Source organism: Streptomyces sp. NPDC001744, from assembly GCF_042892575.1.
In the GTDB taxonomy this organism is placed as follows: domain Bacteria; phylum Actinomycetota; class Actinomycetes; order Streptomycetales; family Streptomycetaceae; genus Streptomyces.
Genome location: NZ_JBIAUG010000026.1, coordinates 37772 through 50160 on the forward strand (window position 1 = coordinate 37772; position 12389 = coordinate 50160).

At 69.3% G+C, this 12389-nt stretch carries 10 protein-coding genes and 2 pseudogenes; 6 read left to right on the forward strand and 6 right to left on the reverse strand.

Annotation, left to right across the window (positions count from 1 at the left end; genetic code table 11):
* Positions 1-13 precede the first annotated feature (13 nt).
* Complete coding sequence (locus ACFYZY_RS26205; RefSeq protein WP_388698636.1) at positions 14-1375, forward strand: peptidase C39 family protein; 1362 nt, start codon at positions 14-16, stop codon at positions 1373-1375.
* Here the strand turns inward: ACFYZY_RS26205 and ACFYZY_RS26210 are convergent.
* Positions 1323-2315 carry a tyrosine-type recombinase/integrase gene (locus ACFYZY_RS26210; RefSeq protein WP_388698638.1) on the reverse strand — a complete coding sequence of 331 codons (993 nt, stop codon included), beginning with the start codon at positions 2313-2315 and terminating at the stop codon, positions 1323-1325. The genes ACFYZY_RS26205 and ACFYZY_RS26210 overlap by 53 nt on opposite strands.
* A gap of 531 nt (positions 2316-2846) precedes the next feature.
* Positions 2847-3941, reverse strand: a complete 1095-nt coding sequence (locus ACFYZY_RS26215) for a serine hydrolase domain-containing protein (RefSeq protein ID WP_388698640.1) — start codon at positions 3939-3941, stop codon at positions 2847-2849.
* A 95-nt stretch (positions 3942-4036) separates the two neighbouring features.
* On the opposite strand from ACFYZY_RS26215, the gene ACFYZY_RS26220 reads away from it, so the two are divergent.
* Complete coding sequence (locus ACFYZY_RS26220; RefSeq protein WP_388698642.1) at positions 4037-4813, forward strand: MerR family transcriptional regulator; 777 nt, start codon at positions 4037-4039, stop codon at positions 4811-4813.
* Between the two features lie 53 nt (positions 4814-4866).
* Here ACFYZY_RS26220 and ACFYZY_RS26225 read toward each other — a convergent pair.
* Together ACFYZY_RS26225 and ACFYZY_RS26230 are read right to left on the reverse strand one after the other, a co-directional pair.
* Positions 4867-5391, reverse strand: a pseudogene (locus ACFYZY_RS26225) (transposase); the annotation flags it as partial.
* Between the two features lie 9 nt (positions 5392-5400).
* A pseudogene (locus ACFYZY_RS26230) lies at positions 5401-6273 on the reverse strand (IS5 family transposase).
* 458 nt (positions 6274-6731) lie between these two features.
* Here ACFYZY_RS26230 and ACFYZY_RS26235 point away from each other — a divergent pair.
* Together ACFYZY_RS26235 and ACFYZY_RS26240 are read left to right on the forward strand one after the other, a co-directional pair.
* Entirely contained in the window at positions 6732-7283 is a 552-nt protein-coding gene (locus ACFYZY_RS26235; RefSeq protein ID WP_388698644.1) for an RICIN domain-containing protein, read from the forward strand.
* A gap of 5 nt (positions 7284-7288) precedes the next feature.
* A complete protein-coding gene (locus tag ACFYZY_RS26240; RefSeq protein WP_388698647.1) occupies positions 7289-7855 on the forward strand; it encodes an RICIN domain-containing protein in 567 nt (188 codons plus the stop codon).
* A gap of 241 nt (positions 7856-8096) precedes the next feature.
* Here the strand turns inward: ACFYZY_RS26240 and ACFYZY_RS26245 are convergent, their stop codons facing one another.
* Positions 8097-8807: a response regulator gene (locus ACFYZY_RS26245; protein ID WP_388698649.1), complete on the reverse strand. Its 711-nt coding sequence runs from the start codon at positions 8805-8807 to the stop codon at positions 8097-8099.
* Between the two features lie 38 nt (positions 8808-8845).
* Entirely contained in the window at positions 8846-10048 is a 1203-nt protein-coding gene (locus ACFYZY_RS26250) for a sensor histidine kinase (protein ID WP_388698652.1), read from the reverse strand.
* A gap of 325 nt (positions 10049-10373) precedes the next feature.
* Between ACFYZY_RS26250 and ACFYZY_RS26255 the strand changes: the two genes are divergently transcribed.
* Both ACFYZY_RS26255 and ACFYZY_RS26260 read left to right on the forward strand, forming a co-directional pair.
* Positions 10374-10544 carry a hypothetical protein gene (locus ACFYZY_RS26255; RefSeq protein WP_388698655.1) on the forward strand — a complete coding sequence of 57 codons (171 nt, stop codon included), beginning with the start codon at positions 10374-10376 and terminating at the stop codon, positions 10542-10544.
* A gap of 332 nt (positions 10545-10876) precedes the next feature.
* Entirely contained in the window at positions 10877-12352 is a 1476-nt protein-coding gene (locus ACFYZY_RS26260) for a serine/threonine-protein kinase (protein WP_388698657.1), read from the forward strand.
* Positions 12353-12389 lie beyond the last annotated feature (37 nt).

Here is a 12389-nt window from a genome sequence, read left to right on the forward strand (position 1 = left end):
GGGGTCACCGCCCATGACCAGCTCCACCCCGCGCAGAACCGTCCTCGCCGCGGCGCTCGCGGCCGCCGCCGGAACGGCCGCCACCGCCGTCCCGGCCGTCGCCTCCGGCCCCGCCGGCCGGGACCGCGCCCCCGGTCCCGGGCTCGTCGACAACCGTTTCTGGTCCTCGTACACCGACTGGCGGTGCGGCACGGCCGCCGGCACGAAGGCGGTCCCCGGCCACCGGCCGGGCCTGGTCCTCGCCACGCCCGTCGGCCGCCTCGACCACACCGACCCGCACACCGGCCGCACCTCCCCCTGGGAGTACGCCGGTTGGACCTCACCGGTGCACACCCCGGCCGTGCCCGCCACCGAGGTCGTCGCCTCCTGGAACGCCCGTACGCCCCCGGGCACCTGGCTCCAGGTCGAGCTGTCCGGCACGTACTCGGACGGCACGGACATCCCCTGGTACGTCCTCGGCCGCTGGACCTCCGGTGACGGCGAGGCCGACATCCGGCGCACCTCGGTCGACGGCCAGGGCGACGGCAGGAGCAGCGTCTGGACCGACACCTTCGCGATCGACGACCCGGCGGGCGGGCTCCGGCTGCGCTCGTACCGGCTGCGCCTGACCCTGTACCGCGCACCGGGGAGCGGCCTCACCCCGACGGTGTGGCGGATCGGCGCCATGGCCTCGGACATCCCGGACCGCTTCACCGTCCCGGCCTCCGTGCCCGGTCCCGCCCGCGAGCTGGCGGTGCCCCGCTACTCGCAGAACACCCACGTCGGGCAGTACCCCGAGTACGACAACGGCGGCGAGGCGTGGTGCAGCCCGACCTCCTCCCAGATGGTCGTGGAGTACTGGGGCCGCCGGCCCTCGGCGGCGGACCTGGCCTGGGTGGACCCGGCCTTCGCCGACCCCCAGGTCTGCCACGCGGCCCGCTTCACCTACGACCACCAGTACGAGGGCTGCGGCAACTGGCCCTTCAACGCCGCCTACGCCGCCACCTACCCCGACATGAACGCCGTGGTCACCCGGCTGCGCTCGCTCACCGAGCTGGAGACCCTGATCCGGGCCGGCATCCCGGTCATCACCTCCCAGTCCTTCCGCAAGGAGGAGCTGACGGGAGCCGGATACGGCACCTCCGGCCACCTGATGGCCGTCGTCGGCTTCACGGTGGACGGCGACGTCGTCGCCAACGACCCCGCCTCACCGGGCAACGAGGCCGTACGCCGGGTCTACGCACGGCGCGAGTGGGAGAACATCTGGCTGCGGACCAAGCGGTACGACGCGAACGGCAAGGTCAGAAGCGGTACGGGGGGTGTCTGCTACGTCTTCTGGCCGGTCAGGACGGCGTCGAGTCAGCACCGCGCGCTGCGGTCGCTCGGTCTGCTGTGAGCGTGTGCGGCCCGACGGTCGTCTCGACGACCTGACGGCAGCGCTCCTGGCCGTCCTGCGTGAGGTGGCCGTACCGGTCCACCGTGACCTTGATCGAACGATGCCCGAGCCAGCGAGACACCTCGTGGATGGACACTCCGTCGGTCAGGGCCACGGTGGTCCATTTGTGCCGCAGGTCGTGCGGGTTGTATGCGGGAAGCTCGATCCGCTTGATGGCGCGGTCCCACGACTTGCGCAGAAGATCGGGATACGGCATTCCGCCGCTCGCATTACGGATCGGAAGCCGGTCGATGAACGGTTCGAGGGAAGCGGGCACGGGTATGTCGCGCCACTCGCCTTCTTTCCGCCATATCGCCGGAGACAGGCGAGGTCCGATCTCCTTGGCGATGGCGGTTATCTCTTCGAAGCCGGGAAGTTTCCTGTCGTCGACGGGAATGGCCGGGTTCTCCAGCTTCTCGGCCTGTGTCATGGGATTCACGGGAATCCGCCTGTGGCGCACAGCGTGGGAGAACAGGGTCGAGAGGGCTATGTGCCGGGATTCGATGGTGTTGAGGGCCGCCCCGTCCTGCCGCCAGCATGCGTAGAGGCCCTCGATGTCCGCCGCGGTGACCTGCGAGATCATCTTGCTCCCCAGGTGGGGGGCCACGTGGAGGCGGACGATGCGCTCGTACGACTCGAGGGTGCCGGCGGAAGCGGTCTTCTTCGCGAGCCAGTCGTCCGCGTACCGGCGGAGCGACACCTTGCCGGCGTCGGGGGCGACGTATATGTTCTCGCGCTTGTCACCTTCCATCTTGGTGGCGAAGTCCACCGCGTCCTTCTTCCGGGAGAACGACTTCTCCCGCTGACGCCCGGTGCGCCCGCCCGGCTCCCTGTAGCGGACGGTCCACCGCTTGCCGGACACAGTTGAACCGTTGTCGATGATTTGAGCCAGCCTGCTCACCCATCTCTACTCAAACGACTGTTGGCCGTTTTTCGGTACGGGTGGTGTTGTAGTCGATGTTTCCGGCCGTGCCAAATCCCCGGGCGCCGGAAGATTCGGCCGCCCAGCTTTGTCCGGCCGGTAAGACCAGGAACGTGCCGGTGCGAGGGCGTACCGCGCTCACAGGCTGTTCGGGCGGACTTGTCGAGACCGGGCCGCGCATCGGCCACCGGTGACGCCTCGGCCGTGTCGGGCCCGGCGTCTCCAGAAAGCGCGGAGGTCACCCTGGGGCGCGTCCGCCCCAGAAGGGCTGCCGCCGGTAGGCCAGGGAACAGCACCGTATACGAGCGTCTCCTGGCCGTCCCGGCGTCGGGACGGCCGCCGGTTTCGGCCGTCCGTACCGGCCCCGTACGCCGGGACCTGACCGCCGGGATCAGTGCCAGCTGAGGTGGTCGTGGTGCATCAGCCGGGTGCGGGTGGCCTTCTCGGCCACGTCCAGGTTCCTGGCGATGCCGGACAGCGCCGCGTCCCCAACCTCACGGGGCAATACATCTAGGCGAACACCGCCTTGAGCAGTGTCTGCTTCACCTTCTCGAACGTCCCGGCCATGGTGGGCAGGTCCATTTCGGCGTTCCCGTAGGTCAGTGAGCCGGTCAGGGTCTTGGTGCCGTCGGGGGTGCTGTACATCAGCGCGCCCCAGCCCCAGAACCCTCCGTTGTGGTGGAGGATGGTGCCGCCGCCGTCCAGTTCCTCCACGAACACGCCCAGTCCGTAACCCATGGTGGGGTCCGGGACGCGCATCTCGGCCAGCAGCTCGGACGGGATGAGCTTGCCGCCGTTCAGTGCGGCGAAGAACGTGTGGAGGTCCCGGCTGGTCGAGATCATGTCGCCGGCGGCGGATATCCAGGAGGGGTTGAAGCGAGTGGTGTCGACCACCTTCCACTGGCCGGCGTCGTCGTAGCCGAAGTAGCCGTGGGCGTGCGGCTCGGGGATCTCCTCGCCGGTCTCCGGCAGCACGGTGCCGGTCAGCCCGAGCGGGCCCAGGATCAGCCGGTGCGTCTCCTCGGGCAGCGAGCGGCCTGTGACCCGCTCGATCAGCAGCCTGGCCAGGACGTAGTTGGTGTTGGAGTAGCTCCAGGCCGTCCCCGGCTCGAACCGCGCCGGCTTCGCCAGCGCCCCCCGCACCAGCTCCTCCGGCCGGTAGGTCGCGTGCTGCAGGTCCACCCACTCCTTGCCCCATCCGGCGACCACACCGGTCTCGACCGACCCGTCCTTGGAGAACTCGCCGGTGAAGTTGAACAGCCCGCTGGTGTGCTGCAGGAGCATCCGTACCGTGATCCGCCGGTCGAGCCCGAACTCGGGCAAGCGGTCGGACACCAGGTCCTCAAGGCCGAGCCGGCCCTCGGCCACCAGCTGCAGGACGACGGTGGCGACGAAGGTCTTGGTGACGCTGCCGACCCGGAAGTGCCCGTCGGTCGGCGGCTTCGCGGTCCGGCCCAGCTCGCTCACCCCGGCGCTGCCGACCCACTCGCCGAGTTCGTCGTTCACGCGCAGCTGCACGCCGGCGAAACCGGCGTCGACGATCTCCCGCATGGCCTTCCGCAGCTCGGGGCGGTCCTGCGCGGCGGCGGTGTTCTGCTCACTCATGGTGATTCCTCATCTCGCGTCAGCGGGTGTGAGAGGAGCGTGGACCCTGACCCAAGGTCAAGGTCAAGGCAACGGATGAGCGCTAGGCTCGCCCCATGGCGGACGGGCTCACGATCGGTCAGGCGGCGGCCTTCGTCGACATCACCGTCAAGACGGTGCGGCACTACCACCGGCTCGGCCTGGTCGCCGAACCGGAACGGGACCATTCCGGCTACCGGCGCTACGGGTCGGCCGACCTGCTGCGCCTTGTCCAGGTCAGGGCCCTGGCCGGGGCGGGCGTGCCGCTGGCCGAGATCGGCGAGCTGCTCGACGCCGAGCCCGAGCGGTTCGCCACCGCCCTGGACAGCGTCCGCCGCCGGCTCACCGCACAGATCGAGGAGCTGACCGCTCGCCGCGACACCCTGCACCGGCTCGCCCACGGCGATCGCGCCCTGCTGCCCGACCGGGCCTGCGCGGTCCTGGACCGACTCGCCGAGCTCGACTTCAGCCCCGACTACGTCACCACCCAGCGGGAGGCCCTGGTGCTGTCGCGAGCGCTGGCTCCCGAGGTCTTCGACCTCTTCCTGGCCAACCTCGAACACCGGCTCGACGACCCCGAGTTCGTCGAGCTGACCAAGCGCGGCTGGGAGGCGAGGTCCTGGGATCCCGACGACCCCCGGATCGAGGAGCTGGCCTCCGCGGTGGCCGCCAACCTGCTGGCCGACCGCGCGCTCCTGACGATGCCGACCGTGCGACGGCACCGGCCCGACGCGTCCTCCCGGTACGGCGTGGTCAACCACCACCGGGAGGACGAGGCACCGTCCGTCGCACGGCTGAACACGCTGATCGAGGGGCACCTGCGCGCGGCGGGCATCGAGGTCCCGCGCCAGTGACGGACCGCCCCGGGGTGTGGGGGGCGTCCGGAAAGTCGTGGGAGCCGGAGCCAGAGCCAGGGCCGGAGACAGGTGGGGATGGCCATGGCCTGGAAGTGGACGGCTCGTTCGTCGTAGCGGGTGGCCGGGGCCCGGTTCTGCTTGAGCCGGCTGAAGCACCGTTCGACCACGTTCCGTCTGCGGTGGACGGCCCGGCCGAAGCGGCAGCGGGCCTCGCCGCGGCGGAGGCGTCCGTCGATCCGGTCGATCCGCTCCGGAACCGTCGCTGCGATGCCGCGCCTGCGCAGGCAGGCACGGGTCTTGCGGGCCGAGTAGCCCTTGTCCGCGACCGCCCGGCCGGGTCCGGGGCCGGCCCCGGACCCGGCCGGGCGGTCCGGGCCTTGGCCATGACCGCTTCGAACCGGGTGCAGTCGTTCACGTTCCCGCCGGTCGGCGTGAAAGCCAGGGGCGCCGGCCCCGGCCGTCGCAGGCCAAGTGGATCCTGCTGGTCAGCCTCACCCACGAAGAAGAGGCCTGCCCGCCTCTGGCGATCGAAACACTGGCAGGCCCGGACCGTCGGTAGTCCGCTTGAGATCGCCTTCGAGATCTCAATGATCGACGCGTGAGAGGGGTCGGGGGCCTGGTCGGGTTGCCGGTCGGCCCCGGGTGAGCCGGCGGGCCATGATGCCGATCATGGCCCAGCGGATCATGGTCTCGGAGTGTGCCGGTTGCTGCTCGTAGTCGCGGGCGAGACGACGGTGTGCGGTGATCCACGACAGTGTCCGCTCGACGGCCCAGCGCTTGGGCTGGAACTGGAAGCCCTTCTGGCCGGGGTCCTTGCGAACAATCTCCAGCTCACGGCCGAGGACCGCTGCCGTCCAGTCGACCAGGCGTCCGGCGAAACCCTGGTCCGCCCGAATCTTCCTCACCCCCGAGTGATCGAGGCGGGTCCACAGCAGCGGACGCCGCGCGCCGGCGCGGTCCTGGACGCTCGCGGCGACCACGTGGACAGCCAGGAGCAGACCGAGAGTGTCGGTGACGATGAACCGCTTGCGGCCCTTGACCTTCTTGCCCGCATCAAAGCCTCTGGTCACGGCCCGGACGGTGTCGGCGGTGCGTACGGACTGCGAGTCGATCAGCCCAGCACTGGGCTCGGGGTCACGGCCGTCGGCCTTGCGAACCTGCTCGCGCAGCGCGTTGTGGACGCGCTCGACGCTTCCGTCGTCGTGCCATCAGGTGAAGTACCAATAGACCGTCGGCCAGGGCGGAAAGTCCTTCGGCAGCTGCCGCCAGGAACACCCGGTCCGCACCACATAGAAGATCGCGTCTACGATCCGCCGCCGCGGGCGCTTCTCCCGCCGACCGCCCTTCGGGCCCACCCGTGCCGGCGGCAGTAACGGCTCCACCAACACCCACTGCTCGTCCGACAGATCCGACGGGTACCCGACCCCGGAACCACTCACACAGAGCTCAACGATCACCCAAGCCCGCGGCTACGGCAGATCTCGAACACGGTCTTCGTCACGCGTCAGCGTGAGGATGGAAAAGGCTCAGTGGCGGCCCAAGCACACGTCTGCAGGACGGGGAGCCAGTCGCATACAACCAGGGTTTGCATCAGCTGCACCGGTGGGTTGAGGAAGCAGTCAAACCCTCGGATGACGCAAAGGCATCACAAGAGTCCGTAGGGTCGGGTGCTCCAAGGCCGACCGACCGCCGGCACCGAGGGGGACGGCAGGCTTTACGGCACCAGCAGGGCATGAAACGCAGGAGCGATGGGCATGTGCCGCGCGCCATTAGGCAGCTCTCGCACCTGCAACTCTGCCTGGTACGGCGTAACCCAAGGACTGGAATTGCCGGTTTCGTTCATTCAGTGAATGGAACCACTACGCGGGGAGATGACTTGAAAACACGCGGAAGATTAGCTGTCACAGCTGCTGTCATGGCCATGGCGGCGGGATTGACCGCTGGGGCGAGCGCCTCGTCACCAGCGCACTCGACCGAAGCGAATCCGGTGATGGTGAGGTCGTCGACCGCCTCGGCCGGCCATGGGCTGGCCGCGCGTGACGGCGGCATCTGGTATCTCGTGGCCAAGCACAGCGGCAAGTGCCTCACGGTCAACGGGGCCAGCCAGTCCAAAGGCGCAGCGGTCAATCAGTACGACTGCGTCAGGCGTGCCAACCAGCGGTGGCGGGTCCTCTACACCGGCACCGACGGGCTCGCGTACCTCGTCGCCGAGCACAGCGGCAAGTGCATGGACGCACAAGGGGGTAGCGGCAGCAAGGGAACGAAGATCATTCAGTGGGACTGCAACGGGCGCAGGAACCAAACGTTCCGCGCCCGCAATCTCACCGGCTATGTCGCGTTCAGGCCTTTGCACGCCAGTCGGATGTGCGTCGACATCCCCGGCGCGTCGCGGCGGAACAACACTCAGGCCGTGCTGTGGGGCTGCAACCTCCACGCCAACCAGGCCTTCAAGATGGTCCGCGCCTGAGCGCCATGACGAAAGGGATCAACGTGCTGAAAACCCTGACCCGGAACAAGGCGTTCCTGGCCACCGCGGTGGCCGCTGCAGGCGTCATCACAGCCGTCACCCCAGACGCCTCATCCGCTACGACATCGGCCTCCGTGCGCGGTGCTTCTGCCGCGCAGGCGGCACCGATACCCGGCATCCACTATCTCCGCCCAGTCAGCGCACCAGGCAAGTGTGTCACCGTACACGGCTGGAGCAGCCGTAACGGCGGGGTCATCGACCAGTGGACCTGCCAGAAGCAGAAGAACCAGCGTTGGAACTTGATCCCCCAGAACTTCCGCTACTGGGTCAAGTCGGAGTCGAGCAACAAGTGCCTGGATGCACTGGATCTGAAGAAAGGCCGCAAGGTCACACAGTGGACCTGTCATCCCGGCCTCAACCAGGAATGGCACCCAGTCAGAAAGGGAAACGCGTACGAGATCGTTGTCCAAGGCCTGTGCCTTGATGTGGAAGGCGGTAGTACCGCCAACGGCGCCCGCCTCCTCCTCTGGAAATGTAACGGTCGCAAGAACCAGAGGTTCTACCTGAATTAGGGAGCCTGCCCCTCCTCTCATGGAGAGGGAATATCCGCTCCAAGGGGAGGGGTGCTCAGGGCCCGCCTGAAGAAGGGCTGCGGCTTCGGTTCCCGAGGGCTTTCGAACAGCCCTCTGGCCATCAGCGCCGCGTTTACGATCGTTCCCGCGCCGCAGAAGGTGCGCGATGACGTGACGCCTTGGCCGTCGTCCCCGGCAGGGCGTTCCTGGTCCTCCCTGGTCGCGCTGCCCCCGGGACTGCTCAGGGGCTGGAGCTTCCGTTGCCGCCGGGGACGGTACGGTCGAAGTCGGGCCGGCCGGGGGAGATCAGGCCGCTCTCATAGGCGATGACAACGGCCTGGGCGCGGCTGGCCAGCCCGAGTTTGGACATCACGCGGTTGAGGTGGGTCTTGACGGTGGCGACGGTCACCATCAGCCGCTGGGCGATCTGCTCGTTGGTCAGGCCCTGCCCGACCAACTGCAGGACGTCGGTCTCGCGGTCGGTGAGTCCGGCGAGGGAGGCGGGCTGTTCCCGCTTCGCCTCCGACCGGTGGGCGAAGGTCTCGACGAGTCGGCGGGTGACGGCGGGGGCGAAGAGCATCTCGCCCTGGGCGATCAGGGTGACGGCGGCGAGGAGGCGTTCGGGCGGGGTGTCCTTGAGGAGGAAGCCACTGGCTCCGGCCCTGAGGGCGGCGTAGACGTACTCGTCGAGGTCGAAGACGGTCAGCATGACCACCTTCGGCCTGGGCTCGCTCGCGTCGGCGAGGATGCGCTCCAGCGCGGTGATGCCGCTGATGCCGGGCAGCCGGATGTCCATCAGGATCACGTCCGGGCACGTGGCGGCGGCGAGAGTGACCGCTTCCTCCCCCGTGGCGGCCTGCCCGACCACCTCGAAGCCCGGTGCGGCCGTGGCCAGGGCCGCGAGCCCCGCCCGAATCAGTACCTGGTCGTCCACGATCAGCAGCCGTGTCATCGCTGCCGCCTCCCCCCGGTGTGTGCGGAGAAAGACGATCACCCACCCCCGGCGGTGTCAAGCGAGGCCAGTGGAAGGGCGAAGGCGACCTCGAACCCTCCCTCGGGCCCAGGTCCAGCCCGCAGAGTCCCGCCGTAGAGCCTCACCCGTTCACGCATCCCGACCAAGCCGAGCCCGTTCGACGGCAACGCCGCCGGTACGCTGCCACCCTGATCGCTGATCTCGCCCGTCAGTCGGCCGGCTTCGAAGCTCAGCCCCACACTGACCCGTGCCCCCCGGCCGGCGTGCTTGACCGTATTGGTCAACGCCTCCTGGACGATGCGATACGCGCACAGGTCGACACCCGACGGCAACACCCGCCGTGGTCCTGTCACCGTCAGCGTGACGTCGAGCCCGGCCGCACGGGTGCGCTCCACCAGGTCGTCCAGGCGCTCCAGACCGGGCGAGGAGCGGTAGAGCGGGTCGGGGTCGCCGGCGTCGGAGTCCGTGCGCAGCACTCCGAGCAGGCCACGCATCTCCTCCAGGGCCTCCCGGCTGCTCGCGCCGATCGATACCACCGCCTTCCGGGCGGCCGCGGGGTCGGAGGCGAACACGAAATCGGCCAGACCCGCCTGAACCGCCAGCGCCGACAGATGGTGGGCGACGACGTCGTGGAGTTCTCGTGCGATGCGCAGCCTCTCCTCCACAATCGCGTGCTGAGCGCGTAGTTCCTGCTCCCGCCTCAACTGCTCGGTCAGCTCCGCCAGCTGGACGTTGCGTCGGGCCAGGCGCCTGTTGCTGGTGGCCCACGACCATATGACGCCCACCCCGATGACGCTCTGCCCCACTGACAGTTCGACCGACAGGGTGGCTTCCAGGCCGCTCATCAGCCATGCCGCCCCGGTTGCCGCCGCCGCCCACACGGCGTGACGCGCAGGCTTGTTCCGGATCACCGCGTAGCAGAGGAAGAGAGGAGCCCACAGGTTCGCCGACGGCTGGAACCCCGCTGCGGTGTAGGCGACGAGCGCCCCGTGGGAGACGGCGAACGCCCCCCAGGGGGCGTACCTCCGTACCGCCAGGGGAAGGTTCACCGCCAGGCTGAGCGCGATGGCGAGGAGCTCGAAAGGCGGCCTGCCCTTGGCACGGTAGAGGGCGTCGTAGCCCTGCAAGCCGTAAACGATGGTCAGCGCCGCCAGAACACACGCCAGAGCCACGTCGATCACCAACGGATCGACCCGCGCCCATACTCTGCCTCCCTGCATTCACGCAGGGTAGACACCCCCGCCCGGCACGTCGTCCACCCCAGGGTTGACCCGGTGGCCCGGCCCGACGGATCCTTCGGCCGACTGGTTCCAGAGGGCCGTTCCGTCGGCTGGTTCCGGCGGTTCGCTCCGGTGGGGGCGCGGAGTACACGACGCCGCCTCCACCCTGGGTATGAGAAGGCCGGCCCCTGCCCCGCTCGTTGCAACCCCTGTGCACACCGCCGGGTGGACGACGGAGCCTGCACGGTTTCCTACGCTGAGCGGTCCGGGCACGAGGAAGGGAACGGTCCCCTCGTGGTGGCGCTCCGGAAGGAGGCGGTCGTCTGTGGATCTGCTGGTCGTCCTGATGCTGCTCTACGGCCTGGGCTTCGTCGGTTTCGTCGCGGTCATCGTGGTGGTGGGCGTGTGGCTGTGGAAGTCGGGCAACGACGGTGGCCGAGGCGGCGGTCCGGGTGGGCTCAGCGGGGGTGGCGGGGCAGGAACGGGAGGCTTCTGAGCGGCTGGGACGGGGGCCGGCGTGGCCCTTCACGGACGTGTCTCCGGGACGCGCCCATGTGACGGGCTGTACCTGGCGGGCAGCCCGCCCGCCCTCCACACCCAGGTTCCGGCAGGTGGTGCTCCCGGGCAGGAGTCACAGGGAGAACAGCGTATGGGGGGGACGGGAAAGCAATGAGCGGTGGGGAACGGAACGACGCGCCCACGAGTTACGGGCTTCGGCCACCGGGTGCAGCCTTGCCGCCGCCCTCGGGCGGGGCGTCCGAGAGGGCCGACGGGCAAAACTCGGCGGGGGCCGGCGATCCGCATCCGCCCACCGAGAGGGAGAAGGTCTTGCAGCCGGGCGCGGGCCGGCTCCTCGGGGGCCGCTACCGGCTGTTGGAGCGGCTCGGTGCCGGCGGCATGGGAACCGTGTGGCGGGCCAGGGACGAGGTCGTCGACCGTGACGTGGCGGTCAAGGAACCGCAGGTTCCCGAGCACCTGGCGCCGGCCGAGCTTCGTACGGCCTTCCTGCGGATCGAACGCGAGGCGCGGGCCGCCGCCCGGATCGACCACCCCTCGGTGGTGACCATCTTCGACGTCGTCACGGAAGCAGGCCGGCCCTGGATCGTGATGGAGCTGCTGCGCGGCAGGTCCCTGGCCGAGGTCCTCGACGAAGGGACCCTGGCCCCGGCGGAGGCGGCACGGATCGGGCTGGCCGTCCTCGGCGCGCTCCACGCGGCGCATGAAGCCGGAGTGTTGCACCGCGACGTGAAGCCGGGGAACGTGATGATCGGCCGGCACGACCGGGTGGTCCTCACCGACTTCGGGATCGCCCAGGTCGAGGGCGAGCAGAAGCTCACCGAGACGGGCGCCTTCATCGGCTCGCCCGAGTACATCGCCCCCGAACGTGTCCTGGGACGCAGACCCGGTCCGGAGTCCGACCTGTGGTCGCTGGGCGTCATGCTCTATCAGGCGGTCGAGGGGGTCTCCCCGTTCCGTCGCCAGACCACTCCTTCCACCCTCCAGGCCATTCTCCTGGCCGAACTCCCGCTGCCGCAGAACGCCGGCGAGCTCGCCGGCCTGATCACCGGCCTGCTGCGCAAGGAACCCGAAAGCCGCCTGACCGTCCCGGCGGCCCAGCCGATGCTGCGCACCCTCACCCTTCCCGCCCCCGCTCCTCTTCCCACCCGGCCCCTCGCCGAGCTCGGGCAGGCGACCGCCCCCGAACGGCCCGCCCGGCGGCGGGTGAACCGGCGCCAGACCCTCATCGGCGGCGCGACCGCCGTCGCCCTCCTGATCACCACTGTGGTGCTCCTGAATCGGAGCGAAGTGCCGGACGGCTGGAAGGAATACGACGAGTACCGGATGAACCTGTCCGTGGCCGCGCCCGCGGACTGGGCCATCACCACCGAGGACAGCCTGGGCGGAGACAAGAGCCCGTACCGCGGCACCCGCTACACCGCTCCCAAGGGCGACAGGTCCCTTCTGGTGGACCGCAAGGAAAAGGCCACCGAGACCGCCCGGGCGATCGCCGAACGCTGGAAGCAGGAACACGAGAGCGCCGTTCTGCCCACCGGTGGCTCGCCGAGCGTGGCCACCGTCGAGTCCACCACCCACCAGGGCCGCGACGCGGCCGTCCTCACCGAGACCTACAGCGAGGACAGCGAGGGCACACCCCGACGCCTCACCAAGATCCTCGTCATCGTCACCTCACAGCAGGAACGCATCACCCTCGGGGTCAACCTGCCCGACGGCAAAACGGCTCGGAAGACAGCAGACGACCTGTTCGCCAAGGCGCGCTCGTCATTCGAGATCCGCAACCTGTAAGAATCCATTGACGTCTGGGGCTGCCTGTCGTCTCCGA

Coding starts and splice junctions, on each gene's coding strand:
- ACFYZY_RS26205 (WP_388698636.1), top strand. CDS start 14: ATGACCAGCTCCACCCCGCGCAGAACCGTCCTCGCCGCGGCGCTCGCG.
- ACFYZY_RS26220 (WP_388698642.1), top strand. CDS start 4,037: ATGGCGGACGGGCTCACGATCGGTCAGGCGGCGGCCTTCGTCGACATC.
- ACFYZY_RS26235 (WP_388698644.1), top strand. CDS start 6,732: ATGGCCATGGCGGCGGGATTGACCGCTGGGGCGAGCGCCTCGTCACCA.
- ACFYZY_RS26215 (WP_388698640.1), bottom strand. CDS start 3,941: ATGAGTGAGCAGAACACCGCCGCCGCGCAGGACCGCCCCGAGCTGCGG.
- ACFYZY_RS26240 (WP_388698647.1), top strand. CDS start 7,289: ATGACGAAAGGGATCAACGTGCTGAAAACCCTGACCCGGAACAAGGCG.
- ACFYZY_RS26245 (WP_388698649.1), bottom strand. CDS start 8,807: ATGACACGGCTGCTGATCGTGGACGACCAGGTACTGATTCGGGCGGGG.
- ACFYZY_RS26250 (WP_388698652.1), bottom strand. CDS start 10,048: ATGCAGGGAGGCAGAGTATGGGCGCGGGTCGATCCGTTGGTGATCGAC.